The 24,999-nt window shown below is 68.6% G+C and carries 10 protein-coding genes; 2 read left to right on the forward strand and 8 right to left on the reverse strand.

The features are described from left to right. Positions 1–41: 41 nt before the first annotated feature. The 3 genes from NJ1_RS31950 to NJ1_RS31960 form a co-directional block, all read right to left on the reverse strand. The gene (locus NJ1_RS31950) at positions 42–14,024 is read right to left on the reverse strand and encodes a type I polyketide synthase (protein ID WP_157574412.1); all 13,983 of its coding nucleotides are present in this window, start codon (positions 14,022–14,024) and stop codon (positions 42–44) included. Positions 14,025–14,758: 734 nt separating this feature from the next. Continuing rightward, entirely contained in the window at positions 14,759–15,346 is a 588-nt protein-coding gene (locus NJ1_RS31955; protein ID WP_067702033.1) for a hemerythrin domain-containing protein, read from the reverse strand. A gap of 146 nt (positions 15,347–15,492) precedes the next feature. After that, entirely contained in the window at positions 15,493–16,683 is a 1,191-nt protein-coding gene (locus tag NJ1_RS31960) for an MFS transporter (RefSeq protein ID WP_084479081.1), read from the reverse strand. A gap of 159 nt (positions 16,684–16,842) precedes the next feature. On the opposite strand from NJ1_RS31960, the gene NJ1_RS31965 reads away from it, so the two are divergent. Both NJ1_RS31965 and NJ1_RS31970 read left to right on the forward strand, forming a co-directional pair. Beyond that, on the forward strand, positions 16,843–18,099 hold the full coding sequence (locus NJ1_RS31965) for a cytochrome P450 (protein ID WP_067701978.1): 1,257 nt from the start codon (positions 16,843–16,845) through the stop codon (positions 18,097–18,099). Positions 18,100–18,171: 72 nt separating this feature from the next. Beyond that, a complete protein-coding gene (locus tag NJ1_RS31970) occupies positions 18,172–18,837 on the forward strand; it encodes an HAD family hydrolase (protein WP_067701981.1) in 666 nt (221 codons plus the stop codon). Positions 18,838–19,846: 1,009 nt separating this feature from the next. Here NJ1_RS31970 and NJ1_RS31980 read toward each other — a convergent pair. The 5 genes from NJ1_RS31980 to NJ1_RS32000 all read right to left on the reverse strand — a co-directional run bounded on the left by NJ1_RS31980 (position 19,847) and on the right by NJ1_RS32000 (position 24,962). Beyond that, positions 19,847–20,569, reverse strand: a complete 723-nt coding sequence (locus tag NJ1_RS31980; protein WP_067701987.1) for a GAF and ANTAR domain-containing protein — start codon at positions 20,567–20,569, stop codon at positions 19,847–19,849. A 49-nt stretch (positions 20,570–20,618) separates the two neighbouring features. Further along, positions 20,619–21,473, reverse strand: coding sequence for an ANTAR domain-containing protein (locus NJ1_RS31985; RefSeq protein ID WP_157574414.1), 855 nt, complete (start codon positions 21,471–21,473; stop codon positions 20,619–20,621). Between the two features lie 206 nt (positions 21,474–21,679). Further along, positions 21,680–22,717 carry an aldo/keto reductase gene (locus NJ1_RS31990; RefSeq protein WP_157574416.1) on the reverse strand — a complete coding sequence of 346 codons (1,038 nt, stop codon included), beginning with the start codon at positions 22,715–22,717 and terminating at the stop codon, positions 21,680–21,682. Continuing rightward, positions 22,714–23,757 carry an aldo/keto reductase gene (locus NJ1_RS31995; protein ID WP_067701994.1) on the reverse strand — a complete coding sequence of 348 codons (1,044 nt, stop codon included), beginning with the start codon at positions 23,755–23,757 and terminating at the stop codon, positions 22,714–22,716. Before NJ1_RS31995 ends, NJ1_RS31990 begins: the two co-directional genes overlap by 4 nt. 11 nt (positions 23,758–23,768) lie before the next feature. After that, the gene (locus NJ1_RS32000; RefSeq protein ID WP_067701997.1) at positions 23,769–24,962 is read right to left on the reverse strand and encodes an acyl-CoA dehydrogenase family protein; all 1,194 of its coding nucleotides are present in this window, start codon (positions 24,960–24,962) and stop codon (positions 23,769–23,771) included. Positions 24,963–24,999: the final 37 nt, after the last annotated feature.

Below are 24,999 nucleotides of genomic sequence, written 5' to 3' on the forward strand. Positions count from 1 at the left end.
TCCAGATCGTGTGTACTCAGCTGACGGGGTCGCTGAACGGGTCAGCTGATGTTGTCGATGAAGTCGAAAAGCTCGCGGTCGTCGGCGGATTCGAGATCCTCGGCGTCACCGCTCATATCGGTGTCGCCGGGATCGGCGCCTTCGAGCTCACGCAGCAGCGCGGTCACCCTGCTCGCCAGGGCCGAGCGGTCCGCCGCGGACAGCTCTGCCGTGGCGACGCTGTGCGCCAGCGATTCGACCTCGGCGGCGATGCGTTCGGCGGGGTCGTCGACCGGGACGAGCTCGTGCCGCAGGTGTGCCGCGAGCGCCTCGGGAGTGGGGTGGTCGAACATGGCGGTGGCCGACAGTTGCACTCCGACAGCCGATGTGAGGCGGTTGCGGAACTCCATCACACCGAGCGAGTCGAATCCGATGTCGCTGAACGGCTTGTCGATCGGGGTCTGCTCGGCACCGGTGTGCCCCAGCACGACTGCCGCCTGGGCACGGATCACGTCGAGCAGGACACGCTCCTGCTCGACCGTCGAGCGGCCGAGCAGCCGTGTGATCACGGGTGTGGTATCGGCGGCGGAGGGCGGGTTCGCCGGGTCGGCCGTGCGGCGGCGCGGGGGCCGCGACAGGTCGCGCATGATCGGGCGCACCGGCTCGGGGGATTCGTCCAGGGCGGTGCGATCGATTCGGATCGCCACCGAGGCGGAACGGCCGCCCGCGAGCGCGGCGTCGAACAGGGCGGTGCCGTCCGCGTCGGTCAGTGGGAGCAGACCTTCACGCCGCAGGCGAGCGAGATCGGCGGCGCCGAGAGTGCTGGTCATGCCGCCGCTCTGCTCCCACGGCCCCCAGATCACCGAGGTCGCGGGCAGGCCGATCCGGTGCCGGTGCTGTGCCAGGGCATCGAGGAAGACATTGGCCGCGGCATAGTTCGCCTGGCCCGGGTTGCCGATCAGACCGGCGATCGAGGAGTACAGCACGAACATCGACAGATCCAGGTGCTCGGTCGCCTCGTGCAGGTTCCACGCGGCGTCCACCTTCGGGCGCAGCACCCGCGCGATCCGGTCGGGGGTCAGGGTGCTCAGCAGACCGTCGGACAGGACGCCCGCGGCGTGCACGACGCCGGTCAGCGGATGCTCCGCGGGGATCGCGGCCAAAACCGCGTCGAGTGCGGCGCGATCTGCGGTGTCACAGGCGACCACGTCCACGTGTGCTCCGAGCGCGCTCAGCTCGGCGGAGAGTTCGGCCGCACCGGGTGCGTCCGGGCCGCGGCGGCCCGCCAGCATCAGCCTGCGCACGCCGTGGGCGGTGATCAGGTGGCGTGCGGTCACCCCGCCCAATCCGCCGGTGCCGCCGGTGATGAGGACGGTGCCACCGGGACGCGGCGCGACCGGGACGGTCAGCACGTTCTTGCCGATGTGCGTGGCCTGGCTCAGGTATCGGTAGGCCTCGGGTGCGCGCCGCAGATCCCAGGAGACGGTCGGGCCCGGGGTCAGGCTGCCCGTCTCGAACAGCGTGACCAGCTCGGTCAGGATCTCGTGCAGTCGGTCGGGACCGGCCTCCATCAGCATGAAGCTGTGGTAGTCCACGCCGGGGTACTCGGCGGCCACCTCGGCCGGATCACGGCGATCGATCATTCCCATCTCGACGAACCGGCCGCCGCGCGGCAGCAGCCGCAGCGACGCGTCCACGAATTCGCCTGCGAGGGAGTCCAAGACGATATCGACGCCACGCCCCTCGGTGACGTCGAGGAACTTCTGCTCGAAATCCAGCGCGCGGGAATTGGCGATCTCCGAATCGCCGAACCCGTTTTCGCGCAGCACATTCCACTTGGGCTCGCTGGCGGTGACCAGGATCCGGAGCCCGAGGTGGCGTGCGAGCTGTATCGCGGCCAGACCGACGCCGCCGGTCGCCGCGTGCAGCAGCAGGGTCTCCCCGGGACGTGCCCGGGCCAGATCGACGAGCCCGTAGTAGGCGGTCGCGTAGACGATCGGAATCGCGGCGGCCCGGGCGAAGGACCAGCCGTGCGGCATGGCCGCGAGCAGTCGGCGATCGACCACCGCGGTCGAGGCCACACCCGGAATCAGGCCGAAAACCCGGTCACCCGGCGCGAATTCGGTCACGTCCGGTGCAGTCTCCAGAACGACTCCGGCTCCCTCGCCGCCGATTCTGCCGGCCTTGTCCGGGTAGGTGCCCAGGGCCATCAGGACATCCCGGAAATTGAGGCCCGCCGATCGGACGCTCACCCGGACCTGCCCTGGCTCGAGTGCGGCCGAGGCGGTCGGTTGCGCGGTGAGGGCGAAGTTGTCCGCGGTCAGGGTGCCCTTGTCACACAGGGTGAGCCCCCATGGCGAGTCATCTCGTGGGGTGAGGGTGCGCTGATCGGCGGCGCGCAGGCGCGGTGCGTAGGTCCTTTCGGCGCGCACGGCCAGTTGAGGTTCGGCGGCCGCTGCCGAGAGTAGAACGGCGGCACGGTAATTCGCCCGATCGTCGGTGTCGACGAGCAGGATTCGGTCGGGGTTCTCGCTCTGCGCGGTGCGCAGCAGACCCCAGGCGGCCGCCGCCGACAGGTCGATCGGGTCGTGCGGATGTACCGCGACGGCGTGGCTGGTGACGAAGACGAGTCGGTGATCTCGCTCGAGTAGGCGCTGCAGGTGCACGGTGAGTTCGGTGATCAGGTCCCTGACCTGGTGCGGCAGCGCGATGCGCGGGGATCCGTCGCGTGAGTGCGCATTCCGGTGCTCGGCGGCGACCCGGATCACCGTCGTGACGCGACCGTCGAGAGTCACCGTTTCGGCATCGTCCGGCGGGGAGTGCCAGGTGGCGACGACGCCCGGCACCGACTCGGCCCGTGGCACCCAGTTCAGTTCGTAGCCTAGGACTTCCGCGCGCGGGAGAGCCATGGCGTCGGTCGACAGCGTGCGCAGGGTGAGCGCACCCACGGCGGCCACCGGTGCGCCCGCGGGATCGGTGAGGGTGAGGGTGATCTGCTCACCGCCCGGTCCGGAGCTGGTGACGGCGGCGCGGACCCGCACCGTGGTCGCTCCGGTCGGGTACAGGGCGGCGCTCTCCCAGGAGAACGGGACGGCAATGGCGCCGGGCCGAGTATCGGGGGCCAGGCCGCCGAGCAGGAGCGCGTGCAGTGCCGCATCCAGCACGGCCGGGTGCACGGCGAATCTCGCGCGGTCCGACCGGGCGGAGTCCGGCAGCGTGACTTCCGCGAAGACCTCACCGTCGCGGGTCCACAGGGCCGTGAGTCCGCGGAATGCGGGGCCGTACTCGTAGCCGCGTTCGGCGAGTCCTGTGTACGCGTGATCGAGCGCGATGGCGGTCGCGCCCGCGGGCGGCCAGTGCGACGAATCGACCTCGACCGGCGAGAGGTCCGGCTCCTCGGTCACTGTCGCCGTCGCATGGCGAATCCACTGTGCTGCTTCGTCATCGGAGGCCGCCGGGCCGCCGATGCGTGAGTACACCGTGATAGTCCGAGCGCCGGTTGCGGCCGGTGCGGCCACCACGCGCAGGTCGACGGGTGCCTCGGCGAGCGCCAGCGGTGTCTCGATCACCAGCTCCGCCAGTCGCGGCCGATCCACGAGCGTTCCCACGTGCGAAGCCAGTTCCACGAGGGCCGCTCCGGGCAGCAGCACGACCCCGGCGACGGCATGATCGGCGAGCCACGGGTGCGCCGCGAGGGACAGCCGACCGGTGAAGACCACGTCCTCGGACCGCGGCAGTCGCACCATCGCACTCAGGAGCGGGTGACGAGGGTCGTCCACACCGGAGTGCAGCAGATCGGTCGTGAGTACCGGTTGTGCCCAGTAGCGGCGGTGCTGGAATGCGTACGTGGGCAGATCGATTCGCTCGGTGGCACGGTGCTCGAAGAGCGGCGTCCAGTCCACCTCGATCCCGCTCACGGCCGACTGCGCCAGGGCGCTCACGAATTGCGTGGGCTCGTGAATCGAGCGACGGGACGCGGCCATCACCGTCGATTTGGCTTCGGTGACAGGGGTTTCGGCAAGGCAGTGCCGAGTCATGGCGGATAGCACCGCGTCCGGGCCGATCTCGACGAATCGGCGAACTCCGGCCTGAACCAGGGTGTCGATTCCCGGTGCGAACCGGACGGCTTCCCGGACCTGTGCGACCCAGTATTCCGGATCGGTCAGCTCCGTCGAGACGAGTCCCGCCGAGACATCGGACACGATCGGGAGCAGGGGTTCCCGGTAGGTCACTCCCTCTGCGATGGAACGGAATTCGTCCAGCATCGGGTCCATCAGAGCCGAGTGGAAGGCGTGGCTGACCTTCAGGCGGGAGGATTTCACACCATCGCCGGCGAGTCGGTTCTCGATCTCGGCGATCGCCGACGCGCCACCGGACAGCACTGTCGAGGAGGGCCCGTTCAGCGCCGCGATCGACACACCGGTGATGAGCACTCGCCGCACGTCCGCCTCGGGGAGCGCCACCGCGAGCATCGCGCCACCCACAGGCAGCGCACCCATCAGCCGTCCCCGGGCCACGACCAGCGCGCAGGCATCCTCGAGCGACCAGACGCCCGCCACATAGGCCGCCGCGAGCTCACCGATCGAGTGGCCGATCATCAGATCCGCTGTGACACCGTATGATTCGACCAGCCGACACAGGGCCACCTCGAACGCGAACAATGCCGGTTGCGTGAACTCGGTGCGATCCAGCAGACCGTCGGGGTCGTCGAACATCACGACTTTGAGCGAACGCCCCAGCAGTGGATCGATCCGCGCGCACACCTCGTCCAGCGCGGTCGCGAACGACGGGAACGCCTCGTACAGACCCGCGCCCATGCCTGCGCGTTGCGCACCCTGACCGGTGAAGAGGAATGCGGTCTTGCCCGGGCTCACGGCGCCCCGGACCGCCGCGGGCGCGGCTGTCGCCAGATCATCCAGGCCCGTGAGCAATTCGTCCCGGCCTCGGCCGACAACGACTCCCCGGTGGTCGAGCGATGCCCGCGACCGCACCAGCGAGTTCGCCACCGACCAGATGTCGGCATCGGGGCGCTCGGCAAGCCACGAGCGCAGCCGCGCCGCCTGGGCGCGCAGGCCCTCCTGCGATGCGGCAGACAGCACCCACGGCGTCACCCCCGAGTCATCGTCCGACGTGGCCATGGAGACCGAAACCGATTGGCCCGGAGCTTCTTCGATGATCACGTGCGCATTGGTGCCACTGATGCCGAACGATGACACACCGGCGCGGCGCACTCGATCTCCGGCGGGCCAGGCCCGCTCCTCGGCCAGGACCCGTACCGATCCCGCCGACCAATCCACGTGCGGCGACAGCCGATCCACGTGCAGGGTTCGGGGCACCCTCGCGTGCCGCAGCGCCTGCACCATCTTGATCACGCCGCCGACGCCCGCCGCAGCCTGCGTGTGGCCGATATTCGATTTGAGGGAGCCGATATTCAGCGGCTCGCCCGTGCGGTCCTGCCCGTAGGCGGCGATCAGGGCCTGTGCCTCGATCGGATCGCCCAGTGCGGTTCCGGTGCCGTGCGCCTCGACCACGTCCACATCGCGGGGTTCGAGACCGGCATTCGCCAAGGCCGCCTGGATGACTCGTTGCTGGGACGGGCCGTTCGGCGCGGTCAGGCCATTGCTCGCACCGTCCTGATTGACGGCGCTGCCGCGCACCACGGCGAGCACCTGATGTCCGAGCCGTCGCGCATCGGACAGCCGCTCCACCACCAGCACGGACGCTCCCTCCGACCAGGCGACGCCGTCGGCCTCGGCCGAGAACGATTTGCACCGGCCGTCACGGGCCAGGCCGCGCTGTCGCGAAAACTCTTGGAACACCATCGGTGTCGACATCACCGTCGCGCCGCCGACCAGGGCGAGCGAGCTCTCCCCCTGGCGCAACGCCTGCCCCGCCAGGTGCAGCGCCACCAGTGACGACGAGCAGGCGGTGTCCACCGTCATCGCCGGGCCTTCCAGCCCCAGCGCGTAGGCGACCCGGCCGGAGGCCACACTGCCGAGACCGCCGGTCAGGAGGTAGCCCTCGACTTCCGGTCCGGCGGTGGCGGTCACCGACTCGTAGTCCTGGTACATCACGCCGGTGTAGACGCCGGTGTCGGTGCCGCGCAGCGAGGTCGGGTCGATTCCCGCGTGCTCCAGTGCTTCCCAGGACACCTCCAGCAGCAAGCGCTGCTGGGGATCCATGGCCGCGGCTTCACGCGGGCCGATGCCGAAGAATGCCGGATCGAAATCGGCTGCGTCGTAGAGGAATCCACCGCGACGGGTAGAGACCGTCCCGGACTTCTCCGGGTCCGGGTCGAAGAGCCGCTCGAGATCCCAGCCGCGATCCGCAGGGAACTCGCCGGTCGCGTCGGTTCCGGAGGAGACGAGATCCCATAGTGCGTCCGGAGAGTCGACGCCGCCGGGATACCGGCACGCCATGCCCACGATGGCGAGCGGTTCGTCCTCGCGTCCGCGACGGTGTGCGCGCACCGGCTCGACGCCGATGGCGGCGCCGTCGATCATCGAGTGCAGGAGCGTCGCGACCGCGGTGGCGGTGGGATGGTCGAAGACCAGGGTGGAGGGCAGCCGCATGCCCGTGGCCTGCGCCAGCCGGTTGCGGAACTCGACACCGCCCAGCGAGTCGAAACCCAAGGTGTCGAAGCGTTCTCCGGGGGCGATGTCCTCGGCGGAATCGTGACCGAGCACGGCCGCCGCATGCTCGCGGACCAGGTCCAGGACCACTTCGGCGCGCAGGGCTGCCGGTACCCGGGCCAGTCGGGAGCCCAGGGAACTCGACGCGGCGGCGGGCCGGTCCGGGGTTCGGGGCAGGAAACCGCGCAGCACGGCCGGGGCCGAGCCGTCGCGGACGTCACGCCGCAGCCGCGCGGGGTCGAATCGAACGGCGGTCAGATGTGCCTCGGCGCGACCGGTGGCAGCGTCGAAGAGCCGCAGGCCCTGGTCGTCGTCGATCGCGGACATTCCGAGGCGTTCCCACCGGGCGACGGCACTGCGGTCCAGGGCGCCGGTCATGCCACCGGCGGCATTCCACGGTCCCCAGCCCAGTGACAGCGCGGGCAGCCCTTCGGCCCGGCGCCGGAGCGCCAGTGCGTCCAGGAAGGCGTTGGCTGCCGCGTAGTTCGCTTGGCCCGCCGAGCCGATGGTCGCGGCGATCGAGGAGAACAACACGAAGGCCGACAGCTCACGGTCACGGGTGAGGTCGTGCAGGTGCCAGGCAGCGGTGGATTTCGCATCGAACACCCGGTGCAGTTGCTCGGTGCCGAGACCCGAGACGGTGGCGTCATCGAGCACACCCGCCGCGTGGATCACGGCGGTGAGCGGATGCGCGGGTGCGATGGATTCCAGCAGTTCGCGTAGTGCGTCGCGGTCGCTGACGTCGCAGGCCGCGATGCGCACCGTGGCGCCCGACTCGGTCAGCTCCGAGGCCAATTCTGTTGCACCGTGGGCGGTTTCGCCGCGACGGGACACCAGGAGCAGATGTTCGATCCCGTGGTTGTGCACCAGGTGCCGCGCCAGCAGCGCACCCAGGCCGCCGGTTCCGCCGGTGACCAGGACGGTGCCGTCACCGAACTGTCGCTCGGAGTGATCGTTTCGGTTATCGGCGGGTCGAGACCGGTGGTGCTGTGCCGCTTCGGTTTCCGCGCGGACCTTCGTCAATCTGGGCACGAACATGGCTCCGCCGCGCAGTGCGGCCTGAGGTTCCCCGGCGCTCAGGACCGCGCCGATCAACGCCCGATCCGCGTCCGGGGCGAGGGCGGACGGGTCGGCATCCACCAGCGCGAAGCGGCCCGGATACTCGGACTGCGCGCTGCGGATCAGGCCCTGGATCGACGCCGCGGCGAGATCCTGGGTTTCGTCCGGCAGGGCGGCGGAGTTCTCGGTGAACACGACCAGGAGGCTCTCGGCCAGTCGTTCTTCCGCCAGCCACCCCTGCACCGTCGCCAGCGCCTCGTCCAGCCGGGCGCGCACGGCCGCGGGATCGACCGCTGTGGTGCGCGCTCCCGATCCGGACTCGGGTCGCCACAGCACGATCGATGGAATCTCCTGTGCTGCTGCGAGTTCCGCCACGGTCCGATACCGCGTGCCGACTCCGGCGATCGATGTCGAACCCAGCACGGCCATCGTGTTCTCGGCCGGACCCGGCGCCGTCGCCGGTGCGGGTGTCCACCGCACCTCGTACAGGTCGGCGTCATCCTCCGACAGGGCGCCGCGCAACCGCTTCACCTCGTAGGGCCGCATGACTACCTCGTCGACCGACACGACCGGGCGTCCCGACTCGTCGATGGCCGCAACGGCGATCGTCTCCGGTCCGCGAGCCACGGCGATCACCCGCAGCGTCGTCGCCGTGGTCAGCGGCCTGTGCAGGCGTGCTCCACCCCAGCGGAACAGCAACCGGCCGACGTCGGGATCACCGCTCCGATCACGCCACAGCAATCCGCCCAGCCCGGCATGCAGCACCAGATCCAGCAGCGCGGGATGCAGATCGAACCGCTCGGCCTCGGTTGCGGCGGCGGTGTTCAGGGTCAGTTCGGAGAAGACCGCCTCGCCTCGACGCCATGCCCCCACGACGCCGGTGAACGCCGGTCCGTATTCGAGTCCGGCTACCTGCGAGATCTGCTCGACAATTGTTTCGGGATAAAGGGTTTCGGCGTCGATCGGCGGCCAGCTCGTCGCACGCAGTTCGTCCAGCAGAGCGTCGCCGCCGGCCCTGGACGGTGCCAGAACGCCGCTGGCGTTGCGGACCCACTCACCCGCAGCCGTGTCCGCCTGCCGGAAGTAGACGCGAAAGTGGCGGCGACCGGAGCGATCCGGCTCTCCGACCGACACCTGGAGTGCGACCCGAGCGCCCCGCGACGGCGGGATCGGAGCCTCGAGGGTGAGTTCGTCGAGAACTCCGCAGTCGATCCGATTGCCCACGGCGAGCAGGAATTCCGCGAGGGCGGCGCTGGGCAGCACCACTGTGCCGTAGGCCAGGTGATCGGCGATCCACGGCTGGGCAGTGAGGGAGAACTCGCCGGTGACGAGGAACTCGTCCTTGCCCGCCACCGGGACCACCGCTGTCAGCAGTGGATGTGTGAGCGCGTCGCCGACGACTTCGGAGCGCGGCGGCAGCCAGAACCGCTGACGCTGGAAGGCGTAGGTGGGCAGGGCGACTCGCGATGTGGTCCGGCGACCGAGCAGCGGGGTCCAGTCCACGCGAATGCCGCAGGCCTGTGCTCGGGCCAGCAGCGTCGCGAATTGCCGCAGCTCCTGATGATCCCGGCGTGCCGCCGGGGCGACCACCCAGGTCGTGTCGGCCTCGCCGGGCAGGATCTGACCGGTCATGGCGGTCAGGACCGCGTCCGGCCCCATCTCCAGGAATCGGCGCACGCCCGAGTCGGCGAGCGTCTGGATGCCCGGTGCGAATCGGACCGCGGATCGCACCTGACGAACCCAATAGGCGGGTTCGCCCATCTCGTTCCCGCCGAGCTGTCCGGTCAGATTCGACACCACCGGAAGTCGCATCCGGTGGTAGGTGATTTCCGCTGCGACGGACTCGAATTCGGCGAGCATCGGTTCCATCCGATGCGAGTGGAAGGCATGACTCACGCGCAGGCGTGCGGTCTTCACACCGCGATCGGCGAACAGCGCCTCGATCTCGGTGACCGTGTCTTCCTCGCCCGAGAGCACCAGGGCCGCGGGCGCGTTCACCGCGGCGATCGAGACCCGGCCCGGATAGTCTGCGATGACATCGTTCGCGTCGGCTTCGGAGGCTCCGACGGCCAGCATCGCGCCACCCTCGGGCAATGCGCCCATGAGCCGGCCGCGTGCCGCCACCAGTCGGCACGCGTCCGCGAGCGACCACAGGCCCGCGAGATGGGCGGCGGCCAGTTCGCCGATCGAATGGCCGATCAGCACATCCGGTGTGACGCCGAACGATTCCAGCAGGCGGTACACCGACACCTCGAAGGCGAACAGCGCGGGCTGGGTGTATTCGGTGCGATCGAGTACCGAGCCGGCCGTGTCGCCGAACATGACGTCGCGGAGCGGGCGCTCCAGCGTCCGGTCGAAGTGCGCGCACACCTCGTCCAGCGCGGTCGCGAACACCGGGAACGCGTCATACAGGCCCGCTCCCATACCCGCGCGCTGCGCGCCCTGACCGGTGAACAGGAACGCCGTTCGCCCCGGCGCGGAGGCACCCGTGATCACGTGCGCGCCAGTGGCCGATTCGGCGAGGGTCGCCACGCCTCGCAGCAGTTCTTCTCGATCGTCGCCCAGGATCACCGCGCGCGAATTCAGCTGCGCCCGAGACGTCGCCAGCGCACGGGCCACCTCGGCGAGATCGATATCCGGTCGGTCGGTCAGCCAGGTGCGCAGCCGGTGTGCCTGCGCCCGCAGGCCCGCTTCGCCCCTGCCGGACACCAGCAATGCGATGAGCGCGGGGCTCGGCGCCGCCGCGTCGACTCGCGCCGGGGGCGCTTCCTCGAGAATCACGTGTGCATTGGTGCCGCTGATCCCGAACGAGGACACACCGGCGCGCCGGACGCGATCGCCGGCCCGCCACGGCTCGGCCTCGGTCAGCAGGCGCACCGCGCCCGCGGTCCAATCCACATGCGGCGACGGGGTTTCGGCGTGCAATGTCCGGGGCAGACGCTGGTGGCGCAGGGCCTGCACCATCTTGATCACACCCGCCACGCCCGCGGCGGCGACGGTGTGACCGATATTCGATTTCAGGGAGCCGATCCGTAGCGGTTCCCGGTCGCCACGATCACGCCCGTACGCGGCGATCAGCGCCTCGGCTTCGATCGGATCCCCCAGGGCCGTACCGGTTCCGTGGGCCTCGACCGCGTCGACATCGCCCGCGGTGAGTCCCGCGGTGGCGAGTGCTTGCGCGATCATGCGCTCCTGCGAGGGGCCGTTCGGCGCGGTCAGGCCATTGCTCGCGCCGTCCTGGTTCACCGCGCTGCCGCGAACGACCGCCAGGACAGTGTGGCCGTTGCGCTGCGCGTCCGAAACCCGTTCCAGAACAAGGACACCCGAGCCCTCGGACCAGGCCACACCGTCGGCCTCAGCGGAGAACGCCTTGCAGCGGCCATCGGGTGACAGACCGCGCTGACGGGAGAAGTCCACGAACAGATCCGGGTCGGCGGCGACGGTCACGCCACCGGCGAGTGCGAGCGCGCTGTCGCCCTGACGCAGAGCCTGACAGGCCAGGTGCAGTGCCACCAGCGATGACGAGCACGCCGTATCCACCGTCACGGCCGGGCCCTCGAGGCCGAACACGTACGAGATCCGGCCGGAGATGACGCTGTGTGAGGTGCCGGTCAGCCGGTAACCCTCGAGGTCGCCCGTCACCCGCCGCGAATACCTCGACGAACACGCACCCGCGAATACTCCGGTATCGCTGCCGCGCAGCGACGCCGGATCGATGCCCGCGTCTTCCAGCGCCTCCCAGGAGGTCTCCAGCAGCAGTCGCTGTTGCGGATCCATCGCCAGCGCCTCACGCGGGCTGATGCCGAAGAACCCGGGATCGAAATCGCCCGCGCCGGAAAGGAATCCACCGTGACGCGTGTAGACCGTTCCCGGTGTGCCGGGGTCCGGATCGTACAGCCGGTCCAGATCCCATCCTCGGTCGGTGGGGAACTCGCTGATCACGTCGCGGCCCGCGTTCAGCAGATCCCACAGGTCCTCGGCCGAGTTCACGCCGCCGGGGAATCTCGCGCCGATGCCGACGATCGCGATCGGCTCATCGGTGAACAGAGGGCGCGCCACGCGATGCTCGGTGCGGTCCGCTCCGGCGAGGAGGGCACGCAGCAGTGCCGCGACCGCGTTCGCGGTCGGATGGTCGAATACGAGGGAGGCGGGCAGCGGTATTCCGGTGCCGCGCACCAGGCGGTTTCGCAGCTCCACACCGGTGATCGAGTCGATGCCGAGCTCGGCGAACGGCAGATCGGGGTCGACCTGCTGCGCCGAGCCCACGCCGAGCACTGCCGCGGTCTGCTCGCGCACGATGTCGAGAACCACTGTGCCGTGCAGGTATTCGGCGGTGGCGCTCAGTGTGCGAGCCAGTGGGGTGTCCCGCCACCGGCCGAGTCGCGTTCCGCGCTCTCCGACGGAGGTGACCAGCGCACCGGATCGCACGCCACGGCGCTGGAACGCGTACGGCGGCAGCTCCACTCGCGAACCGCCTGCGACCAGTGCGTACGGTTCTACCGGTATTCCGGCGCAGTATGCCTGTGCGAGCGCGGCCGTGAATCTGGCAGCGGCGTCCTCGCCGCGCCGCAACGTGCCGATGACGGTCACGTTCCCGGCGGCACCGGCCGCCTCGGCGGTCGACTCGATCCCCGGTGCGAGTACCGGATGGGGGCCGATCTCGAGGAATCCGGTGACGCCGTCCTCGATCAGACCTGCGACGGTGTCGGCGAATCGAATCGGTTCTCGTTCCGCCCGGTACCAGTACTCCGCGTTCAATTCCGCGGTGTCGATCCGGGCGGCAAGGACCGTGGAGAGGAACGGCACCGTGCCGGACCGCGGGCGGACCGCGTCCAAGTCGGCGAGCAGACGATCTCGGATTCGTTCGACCGCGCTCGAATGCGAGGCGTAGTCGATCGCGATCCGGCGGGCTCGCACTCCGTCGCGCGCGCACTCCTCGAGGAACTCCCCGAGCGCCGCGCTGTCACCGGTCACCACGGTCTGCGCCGGTGCGTTCACCGCTCCCACGGACAGTCGATTTCCGTAGGCCCACAGGCGTTCCCGAGTGGCTTCCGGGTCGAGCCCGACCGAGACCATACCGCCGTGTCCGGCGAGCTCATCGGCCAGCGCCCGCGACCGGAGGGCCACCACACGCGCCGCGTCGGACAGTGAGAGTCCGCCCGCGACGTAGGCGGCGGCGATCTCACCGTGCGAGTGTCCGATCACCACATCGGGCTGCACACCGGCCGCGCGCCACCTGCCCGCCAGCGCGACCATCACCGCGAACAGAACCGGCTGGACCACATCGACACGATCCAGTGCGGGCGCGCCGACCTCACGACGCAGCACCGCGGTAGGCGAGTAGTGCAGGTATGGCGCGAGTGCCGCTTCACATTCCGCGATCGATGCCGCGAATATCGGATCCGAGTCCAGCAGTTCGGCCGCCATTCCCTCCCATTGGCTGCCGTTGCCGGGGAAGACGAAGGCGATCTTGCGCCGTTCGGCCTGCTCGATCGTCGGCTCGATGCGCACCGCCGGGGCGGACGGATCGGCCAACGTTGCCAGACCGGCGAGCAATTCCTCGCGGTTCCGGCCGACGACGCGTCCACGCCGACCCAGTTGCGTCCGTGTGGTCAGCAGGGAATGCGCCACATCGAGAGCGTCCAACGCCGGTCGATCCAGCACCCATCGGTGCAGCCGGGCAGCCTGGGCGGCGATACCGGTATCGTCGCGAGCCGAGAGCACCCACGGGATGGGCCCGGCGGCATGTCCGGCCGCGGCCGGACCGGACTGCGACTCTTGCAGCGCAGCCCGACCACTGGAACCACCCGTGCCGTGGTCCTGAACGTCCGCTGCCGCATCGAGCAACGCGTCGATCACGCCGGTGACACCGAAAGCGCTGTCCAGCTGCGCAATTGAACGCCCTCGGTCGTCCTCGAGCACATCGTCTCGAAGAACCCCGTGGATCCGGTCACCGTCGGCGACCGCTCGCGCCAGTGGTTTCAACACCAGCACGCCACTGAGGCCGTCGACCACGCACTCCCCCGCGAGCGCCAGATCGATTCCCTCGCGAAGTCGTTCGCGCACGAGCCGGAGCACGAGCTCCGACGACTCGATCATGGTGCCCGAAGCCTCGAACCCGAAGTGGTCGCGGACTCGCGTCGCATCCACCGCACCGAGATACGCGCCGCACCGCAGACCCTCGCGCACCGCGGCGACCACGCCGGAGTCTTCGAGCGCCTCCCAGCTCAGCTCCAGCGCCAGCAGCTCCCGCGGGTCGATGACCGCCGCCTGCTCAGACGAGACCCCGAAGAACTCCGCGTCGAACACTATTGCGGCACTACCGAACCCGGCATACGGTGCCCTGCGAGACATACCAACGACAGCGACGGCGAACGCCGATCCGGTCACCACTGAACATCCTTCCTCACCACACGCACGAACTGTGTGCCCGAACCGTCACCGGACAGCCGGGAACAACGACTGGGGACGGTCGATACGAACCGATTCCTGCTTCGAGACAACGGATTTCGATGCCGTCGATGGGCAGCGAAGACCTCGGATGTGGAGTGTCTTGCGCTGGTGTCCTGAGACCCGAGGGATGGCGCGGGCCGGACCGGAATGGACCCAGCTGCGGCGCTGGGCTCGATACCGCGAGTGATCAGCGACGATGCTGACTACAGCCTCACGTCGGCAGGCCCTGGGCTGAGGACCTGCACGCGAAGGGTTTTCGAGCAATTGAAGTCATCGTACTGAACAGTAATTTGGTTGATCTTGAACTGTCAATGCATAGCGAGTCCTCGTTTTGAAAGACTCACCCCAGAGTGTCACCGGAACCAGCGACCTTGCGGGAGTCCACCATCCACGCACGGCAACATCTTGTTCCCGTGCACCACAACCGATTTCAGTACGAAGACGCGCGTGTCGGCGCGAATCGAAGCGCGCGACAAGCGCTGGGCCGGTCTCCGGCGATTCCGTCATCGAGAGTGGCGAGGCCGACGTCCCGATCCGACAGCCATAGCTACCGAACACACTAGAAACAAAGAATCCCACCCGCTATCGGGCATATGCCCTAATTGCGGGTGGGACCAGATGGAACGCGGCAGGTATCAGTTCTTCTTCATCGGTCCGATGCTCAGTGATCCGCCGGATCCGCCGGATCCGCCGTTGCCGGTCGGCAGGCCCCGCTCTGCCTTGCGCACATACTCTTCGGGATCCTTGTCGACCGACTCGACCCCCGCGTAGTTCCGCGCCTCGAACGCCGCGAACTCCACCGCCAGCTGATGCCGGCGCGACAGCGCGGCCAACCGGCGGAAGTCGGTCAATCCCTCGCGCTCTTCCTCGGCCATATGGTCGCTGTTGGCCAGGTTGGCCGCCGCCACCGCCTCGAACCAGTCATCACTGCCGACCTTGTGCCGTCCCACCGCCGCCACCGCGTCCCTGATGTCGTTGTGGTCGCCGATCGCGTCGAGGGTCTCGTCCTCCACCCCGGACTTGCGATGAGCCGCCACCCCCACCTTCAACAGCGCCGGATAGAAGATCTCCTCCTCCGCGAGCGCGTGCAATTCCAAGAACCTCGCCAACCGACTCCAGATCGCCTCGAGCACACCCGTCTCGGACCGATCGATCTGCTCCAGAATCGCGAACAATCGCCGCTGCTCATGATGATCATCGAGAATCAGTTCGGTGATATCCACGATGCACGCCCCTTCCGTCCCCACGCCGCCGACAAAGCCCCGCTGAGCGCACGCTCGAACTCAGCTGATACCGAGCACATACCCACCATCGGAACAGCGAACCACCCGATCATGCTCGAGTGCGCGACCCACACCGGCAACTCGATCTACTCGTTACGGCGCTCGGGGCGGAGCACCGCGGCGACGGTGACGGCCAGCAGTCCGATCACGGCCGCGGCCGGGGCGAGGGCTCCGGCCCCGCCGACGGCCAGCACGGCGCCACCGAGTGCGGCGCCCACCGCCGCGGCGCAGTAGATCGCCGAGCCGTTCAGTCCCATCGCGATCGGCGCGAGGGTGGGAACGAGAGCGAACAGGCGATGCTGCTGCGGCACGATCGCCGCGCCCGCACCGGCACCGAGCCCGAACAACGTCACCACCGCGCCGACCTCGGTGGTGCGAGTCACGATCAGCAACGCCGCGAAAACCGTTATGCCACAAGCGCCCAGCACCAGCACGAACGGCGAACCTCGCCAGCGGATCAAACGCGGAACGGCGGCGGTTGCGAGCACCTGCCCGCATCCGACACCGAACATCGCGATCACCACGAGGGTGCCCGAGACGTGCAGAACGCTCGGCAGAAAGCTGATCAGGAGGAACGCGGGCAGCAACACCATGGTCGAGCCGATCAGAACGCTCCCGACGCGCGCATCCGTGAGCACCCGCACCCGGCCACGCAGTCCGAGACTCGGAGCGTGCGCCGCGGGCAGGAACGCCACCGCGAGGCAGGAGATCGTGGCGAGAACCACCAGGATCCACATCGCGTGTCGCCACCCCCACGCCTGGCCGACCAGGATGCCGAACGGCAGCCCCGCGACCAACGCCAGTGATCCACCGCCGGCGACAACGGCCAACGAGCGGGCGCGGTGTGCGTCGTCGCTGAGCAGTCCCGCCGTGCTGAACGCGTTCGACTGATACGCCGCCGCACCCAGCGCCGCCACGACGCGTCCGGCCGCCACCATCGCGAAGCTCGATCCGGTGGCCTGCAGGATCATGCCGACGATGAACACCGCCATTCCGCCCGCCAGCAGCGCCCGGCGGTCCCAATTGCCGGTCAGCGCCGCGACGATCGGCGACCCGACCGCGTACACGATGGCGAACAGCGAGGTCAGCTGACCGGCCGTGCTCATCGATACGTGAAGGTCGGCCGACACTTCCGGGAGCAGGCCGGACAGCACATATCCGTCCACGCCCAGGGTGAAGGTGCCGACGGCCAGGATCAGCAGTTCGGGGACCGTCAGGTATCTCGGTCCCGATCGCGTACCGCGCTGTGTCATCGTTCCCAAGTCGGCACCAGCCATTCCGACAGTCTTCAACCCGGAGGCGCGGAGGCAGTCGATTCTCGGAATATCCGATCACCCAAGCGATTTCGACTATCACCACCGGCGGATCCGTTCTCCGGCCGCATGCTTGCCCGGACTCGTTAGCTCGAACAGCTCCTCTCGAGAAGGAACTCAGCCATGAGCCAGGCCAGCCCGTCGGCGCAGCCCACGCCGGCACCGGGTGAACTGCCGGTCGAACTGCGATTGATGCTGCAGATCTTCGATCCGGCGAATCGGCACAACCCCTTTCCCGCGTATCGGCAACTGCAGGAGCTCGGGGCCGTCCACCGCTCGCCGCTGGGCTTGAGCCTGCTCACCCGCTACGACGAGGTCGCCGCCGTGCTCACCGGTTCCGACTGGGGCCACGACCAAGAGGTGGAGCATCTGCACGCGGGTCAGGAGGAAGTGTTCCCACCGGTGTTCATGTGGATGGAGCCGCCGGACCACACGCGGCTGCGCGGCCTGGTATCGAAGGCGTTCACCCCGCGGCGGATCATGGCGATCCGGCCGAGGATCGAGGAGATCGTCGAGGATCTGCTCGACATCGCCTTGGCCGCAGTCGAATTCGATGCGATCACCGACATCGCCTATCCGCTTCCGCTGACTGTGATCTGCGAGATCCTCGGCGTGCCGGCGCAGGACCACGACCGCATCCAAGAGTGGTCGCAGATCCTGTCCTGGGGCCTGGATCCGGATCACCTGCTGCCGCAGGAGGCGAAAGACGCTCGCTCCGAGGCGACTCCGAAGTTCCTCGGTTATCTGCGCGCCCTCATCGCCGAACGCCGCGCCGACCCCGGCGACGATCTGATCAGCGGACTGGCAGCCGTCGAGGAGGAGGGCGACCGGCTCACCGAGGAGGAGATGCTCGGCACGATCATCTTCCTGATCGTCGCCGGGCACGAAACCACCGTGAATCTGGTCGGCAACGGACTGCTCGCACTGCTGCGCAATCCCGACCAGTTGGCCTTGCTGCGATCGAAGCCCGACCTGATCCGCCCGGCCATCGACGAGCTGCTGCGCTACGACGGTCCAGCACACCTCAATACCCGTTCGGCGAAGGTGCGCACCACCCTCGGCGATCGGGTCTTCGAACCGGGCGACGGCGTGGTCACCCTGCTGGCGTGCGCGAACCGGGATCCTCGCGTATTCGCGGACCCCGACACGTTCGACATCACCCGGTTCGACGGGCACGCGCCGGTCACCAAACACCTCGCCTTCAGTCTCGGCCACCACTACTGTCTCGGCGCCCCACTGGCCACCCTCGAGATGGAAGTGCTGCTCGCGGGCATTCTCGCGCGGGTCGGGTCGATGCGACTGCTCGATGACAACCCGCCCTACAAGCCCAATGTGCTCATTCGCGGGCTGGCGGAACTGAAGGTCCGATTCGAACGCTGAACCACTCCGACGCGCGGCCGCACCCGGCTCGCCACGGTGATTAGACCAGTAGCAGACGGGTAGCCGCCCTCGGTGACCGAATCCCCCATCGCCATCCTGGACATCGACGGGACGCTCGTCGATTCGAACTATCAGCACGCTCTCGCCTGGTACCGGGCCTTGCGCTCGGTGGGCGAGATCTATCCGGTGTGGCGATTGCATCGCCTGATCGGCATGGGCGGGGACCAGTTGCTCACGGCTCTCGGCGGCGAGGACCTCGAGCGCCGCGTCGGCGATCAGGCTCGCGAACAGCAGGGCAAGGAGGTCGACGCGCTGCTCGAGGAGATGTCGCCACTGCCCGGCGCCCGCGATCTGCTCCTGGCGATCAAGGCGCGCGGCCATCGAGTGGTGCTGGCGAGCTCGGGCCAGGAACGTCATGTGGACGTCTTCCTGGACAAGCTGGACGCGCGTGACATCGTCGACGACTGGACCACCAGCGCCGATGTCGAGGCGTCCAAGCCCGCGCCCGATCTGCTGCACGTGGCACTGCGCAAAGTCGGCGCGCCGAGCGACGCGCCCAGCGTGATGATCGGTGACTCGGTATGGGACGTCGAGGCGGCGAAACGAGCCGGGATGCCCGCGATCGCCGTGCGTTCGGGCGGTTTCGGCGACGACGAACTGACCCGGGCCGGCGCGATCGCCATCTACGACACTCCCGGCGACCTCGCGAAGGCGCTGGACGACACACCGCTGGCCTGACGCTGCCACGGTTAAGTGCTCGGTCCCGAGCACAGACCTCGTCTTCGGAGGTTTGTTGGAACAAACCGCGGACGCGAAAAATATTCTGGCACAAGATTTTTCATGCCATCCGACCAGGCAAAAGGTAGACTTGGGCAGTCCAGTGAATGTCGGATGCATCATGCTCAGCGGGATCCTTCCGTCCTTCACAAGCCGCTCGAGACCCCGGCGGCTCGGAGTGCCGAGCCATGCGGGGCAGGTCGTGAGCGCATCCGGAAATCACAGCAGTCAGGCTGAAGTCACGCCTCCTCGCGGACGCCATATCGGGCGGTGCGACCCGGTCGATCAGTGGTCGGTCAGAGCGGTGACCATAAATACCGAACAGTGTGGGCTATTGCTGCGCGGCGTGGTTGTCGCCGCGGAACTCGACCTCGCCGCCGGGGCACTGTGCGACCGGCTCACACCACCGGAACGCGCGCAGGAGAGTCGATACCTGGTCGCGACCTCGGTCTCACGTCCATGGCCACTGGACGGAAATCTCCGCGCGGGACATCGTTCGATGTGGGCGAATCGGCTCTGCTGGAACGGCACGGCGTGGACGATGAGCGAGTGGCTGCGTGCCGACTGCGCTTTACCCTGGTGAATCACCCCGCCTGGTCTCGCACAGCGGCCGTACTCTCCTCACCCGAGCCCGATCCCGCGAGTGGGGTCGCCGTGGATCGCGGCGAGTAGTCCAGATCCCGCAGCGGCCGCATCGAACGAACAATCCTCTGCCACAGGGCTCTGTGCGACGGGAGGAACGGTTGCGGTGCGACAGTGACGGGTTGGACGCCTTTGAGGGTCGTCGCGAAAGCGGCGGCGCACGCCGAAGGAAGTGCCGCGAATACCATGACAACCTCGCAGAGGAATGTACGGAGCTGCAGAGCGCACGGTCCGGACTCGGCGAGGACTACTCGATCGTACGCCACGCGAGGAGAAATCCGCTCTGGCACAGCAAACTTCGTCGACCGCACGGTGCCCGGCGGTGTTGTCAGTCGTTCAGAACGGCATCGAGAGCAACGGAGCGATCGACCACGGCGGCGGCAATCGCGGCCAGACGATGATTGCCGTCGCGAGCGTACTGACGAAGGGCGAGGAACGCGGCGTTCATGTCCAGGCCCGAGCGTTCGGCGATCATTCCCTTGGCTTGTTCGATCACGACCCGGCTGTTGAGGGCGGCCGCGAGCTGCTCGGTGACGGCCACGGAATCAGCCAGCATGCGCGCGTGCAGAATACCGATGGTGGCGAAGTCGGCCAATGCCTGGCCGATTCGCAGATCACCCGGCGCCAAGGTCGAGGCACTCTCGGTGAACAGGTTCAAGGCCCCGAGACGTTCATCGCGCAGATGCAACGGCAGCGCGCACACTCCGTGGAATCCGTAGGAGAGCATGCGCGAGCCGAACGTCGGCCACTGCGAGGCGCGCGTGATGTCTCGGACCAGGACCTGTTCACCGCTGCGAAACGCGTCCAGGCACGGGCCGGCGGCCGACTGGATCTGCAGCAGTTCCAGCAGGCGCAGTTCCTCCGAGGTCGAGGCGAAGACCCGCAGTTCACCCGTGGTATCGACCAACAGCAAGCCGGCGGCGTCGACGGGCAGCAGATCCACCGCGGTTTCGACCAGCTGCTGGGTCAGTTCCACCACGTCGTATCCGGCAACCAAGGTGTCGACCAGCCCCACCAGCGCGCTCGTCAGCGCGACATCTTCTCGAGTCATGCTCCGATTCACCTCTTCTCTGAAATTCTATGGGATCCAACGGCATTGCTCAGCCCTGCACACCCCGCACGGGCCGGGGCCCGCCGACTTCGGTATCGGGATCGGCGTCGGGAAAGAAGCGCAACCGTCGCGCCACGACGTCGGAGGCGACGGCGTCCAGCCGGCGCGCGGCGGAGAAAGCGTGCCCCACCAGGCGGACGTAGGCCGCGGCCGCCGAGATGTCGAGTTGCACCGAGACCATCCCCGTGGCCTGGTGAATCTGCCTGGTCGACAGCGGCGGTCGCCACCACAGATCCACGTCGACGTCGTGCAGGCTGCCGTTCAGAGAAGGGGCCGACAGCAACAGCGTCGTGATGGCATCGGCGACGGCCAGGGCCTCGATGAGGGTGTGAGACTCGGCGAGCACACGTTCGGCATCGAGCAGATCCAGAAATCCGATCCGAATCGCACCGAGCCGCAACGGAATCGAGCAGATGGGGGTCGTGGGCGCGGCACCGTCCCACTGTGCCAGCAGTGGCCACCGCCGCGCGGTCAGCGCCGCGGAGAAGTCCGGCACTCGCACCGGAGCACCCGAGCGGTGACAGTCGGGACCGGGCCCCTCGCCGGTCGCGGCCTCGGCGTCCGCGAGCCAGAGTGCGTCGGCGCCGTCCGCACCGATGATCTCCCAGCGGTTCTGTGGCATCGCGACGACCACCGCGGCGCCGGAGGCGGGCAGGATGCGCGTACACGCCATGCTCACCCGATTGCCGTACAGCGACCGGTCGGAACGATCAGCGCCGAATCCGCGCAATGCGGCCATGAATCGGACGGCTGCCGACCGGTCGGAGTTCACCGCGATCTCACCGGTCCACGGTCCCGCTCCCGCATCATGGCTGTCCCGTCCATCGGTAGAGGCATTCCCCACGGGTTCAGCCGGGTTCGCTTCGGAGCAGCAGACTCGCCCGACATTCTAGTGCAACGCGTGAGGACGCGACCGGGATACATCGTGCTACCGAGGGACGACTCTCGATGTGCTTGTCCGCGCGGGACCCCGTGCCGAGCGGCCGATTCGGACCATACCGGCACGAATCGACCTCTCGGATCAGTCGGTCGAGAGGGTCTCGACGTCCGTCAGGCCGCGCGGCGGCGCACGGTCGGGTCGGCCAAGGCGAGCGGGATGGCACCACTGTCACGCTCGCTGAAAAGTGTTCCGGGCGGGACGATGTCGTCGATGCGATCGAGGATGTCGGAGGTGAGGGCGACGCTCGAAGCACGCAGGTACGCGTCGAGATGTGCTTCGGTGCGGGGTCCGATGATGACGCCGGTGACGTCACGGTGGGACAGCGCGAATCCGAGGGACAGGTCGATCAGGCTCAGGCCCGCCTCCTCCGCCAGCACCGCGAGAGCATCGGCCGCGGCGAGTTTGGCGGTGTTGGCCGGGGCCGAGATATCGAACCGGCCCGGAATGAGATCGGCGCGAAAGGATTCGGGCTGGTCGGCGCCGAGGCGGTATTTGCCCGACAGCCAGCCCGCCGCCAGGGGACCGAAGGTGAGCACGCCGAGGCCGTACTTGCGAGCGATGGGCAGGGTCTCGCGTTCGATGCCGCGCACCAGCGGCGAGTACGGAACCTGTTCGGTGGCGGGGCGATTCAGCTTGCGGCGGTCCGCGACCCACTGGGATTCGATCAGCTCTCCGGGAGAGAAGACCGAGGTGCCGTAGTAGCGGATCTTGCCCGCGCGCACGAGATCGTCCAGGGCGCCCAGGGTTTCGTCGATGGCCGTCACCGATTCGGGGCGGTGCACCTGGTAGAGGTCGAGATGATCGGTGTCGAGCCGGCGCAGGGAATCCTCCACCGCGCGCGCGATCCAGCGGCGCGAGTTGCCGCGGTGGGTCAGGTCGTCGTCGACCGCGCCGTGGAATTTGCTCGCCAGGATCACCTCGTCACGGCGACCGGCCAGGGCCTTGCCGACGATGATCTCCGATTCACCGCGCGAGTACGTGTCGGCGGTGTCGACGATGTTGATCCCGGCATCCAGGGCCCGGTGGATCAGGGCGATGGATTCTTCGTGCGTGGTCTTTCCCCGGGCGCCGAAGTTCATGGCGCCCAGCACGAGTGGGCTGATCCGCACCCCGGTGCGGCCGAGGGTGCGAAGGTCGGACAGGCTCATCGGTCGGCTCCTGGGACGGTACGGCGGCGGGTGGCCGGGTCGGTGAGGGACGGCGGGAGGTATCCCTCGTCGGCGGGGCTGATGGTCGTGCCCGGTGCGACGATCTGGTCGATGCGGTCGAGGATGTCGGTGCTCAGCCGGACCTCTGACGCGTCGAGTTGGGTCTCGAGCTGTTCGAGCGTGCGGGGTCCGATGATCACACTGCTCACGCCCGGATGCTGCAGCACGAACGCCAGCGAAAGGTGCACCAGCGACAGCCCGGCCTCGTCGGCGAGCTTGCCGAGTTCCTCCGCCGCCGAGCGCTTGCGCTGATTGGCGACCAGGGCCGGATCGTGCCGGTGCGGCTGCCGATTCAGGCGGCTCGATTCCGCGGAGTTCTCCCCCGCGCGGTACCGGCCCGAGAGCCACCCACCCGCAAGCGGACTCCAGGTCAGCACGCCGAGCCCGTACTGCTGCGCGAGCGGGAGCGTGGCGCGCTCCGCGCCACGGGCCAGGATCGAGTACGGCGGCTGCTCGGTGGACGGCGCGTGCAGGTTGCGGTCCTGCGCGACCCACTGCGCCTCGACCAGCTGATGCGGTTCGAAAGTCGTTGTGCCGTAGTACCGGATCTTTCCGGCGGCTACCAGATCACTCAGTGCGCGAACGGTTTCCTCTAGCGGCACCTCCGGATCGGGCCGGTGCACCTGGTACAGGTCGAGGTGGTCGGTGCCGAGGCGGCGCAGGCTGTCCTCGACCGCGCGCACGATCCAGCGGCGCGAGTTGCCGCGGCTGTTCGGGTCGGTGCCGATCTGACCGTGGAACTTGCTGGCGAGGAACACCTCGTCGCGACGCCCGGCCAGAGCCTTGCCGACGATCTGCTCGTTCTCGCCTTGGGAGTACACGTCGGCGGTGTCCACCACGTTGATGCCCGCGTCGAGCGCGCGATGGATGATGCGCACGGCGTCGTCGTGGTCGCGATTGGCCCAGGCGCCGAAGTTCATGGCGCCCAACGTGAGTGGGCTGACGAGGACTCCGGTCCGTCCGAGATATCGGGATGTCATTGTCGAGGTGTTCACTTTCTGTCGGAGGCGGGGGTGGCGCGGGCGATCGCCGCGCGCCCGAGACCGGCGAGCACGAGATCGCTCTGCGGGGAATGGATTCGACCGACCATGGCGTCGCGGTGATGGCGTTCGAGCGGGTGGCGGCGATCCAGTCCCGGATTGCCGGTCAGATCCAGGGCCGATTCGGTGACCCGGATGGCGGTGGTGGTGGCCACGTGTTTGGCCAGCCCGGGCAGTGCGCTGGCGTCGTCGATCGCCAGGTCCGCCACGCCCTGTCGCAGCAGCGCCCGGCTGGTCTGGATGGCGGCTTCGATCTCGCCGACCCGATCATGGAAGCGCGGCACGGTCGCCAGCGAAGCGCCCAGCGCGGTCGGCACCCGGGTATGCAGATAGGCAGTCAGCCAGTCGCGCGCGGCGACGGCGACGCCGTTGTAGTTGGCGGCGAGCAGCAGTGGCAGCGCCTGCCGAGCCGGGCGGCGCGGGGCGAGGCCGCCGCTGGGTTCGCGGATCTCGATCAGCCGGGAGTGCGGCACGAGGGTGCCCTCGAAGACCACCGACTGGGTATCCGAGGCGCGCAGTCCGAGGTGGTTCCAGGTCGGTTCGACCCGCCACCCGTTCGCACCGCGATCGAGCAGGAAGGTGGCCACGCGGGGACGGGGTTCGGCCGTGCTCGCGGTGACGGTGAACCAGGTGAGTCCGGATATCCCTGTGGCGTAGGCCTTTTCGCCGTCGATCCGCCAGTCGCCCGAGGGGAGCCGGGTCGCGGTGGTGGCGGGGATGCCGCCGCGGGCCAGACTGCCCAGCTCCCGTTCGACACCCAGGCCGTTGATCAGTGCGCCGTCCGTCGCGGCCGAGCGCAGGACGGCTGCTTTGAGTTCCTCGGGCCACGGACAGTCCGGGTGCAGCAGGCTGAGCTGATTGGTGTAGTTCCACTGCAGGATCAGCCCGACGGACGGATCGGCCGCGCCGATCCGCTCGATCGCCTCCACCGCCTCGGCGAGACCCGCTCCCGCGCCGCCGAATTCGCGCGGAACGGTCAGGGCCGGTGCGCCGATCTCACGCAGTATCTCGAAGGATTCGACCGGGAAGACCGCGGCCCGGTCGTAGTGTTCGGCCAACGCCGCGATCCGGTCCAGGGCGGACGCGAACGCGTCCTCGTCCAGTCCGTGTGGTGCGGCGGGCCGCGTGGCTGTCTCGACTGTCATTCGTCTTTCACCTTTCTGGCTGTGCCGGTGGGCCACC

It is taken from the genome of Nocardia jejuensis NBRC 103114 (assembly GCF_001613145.1).
Taxonomy (GTDB): domain Bacteria; phylum Actinomycetota; class Actinomycetes; order Mycobacteriales; family Mycobacteriaceae; genus Nocardia; species Nocardia jejuensis.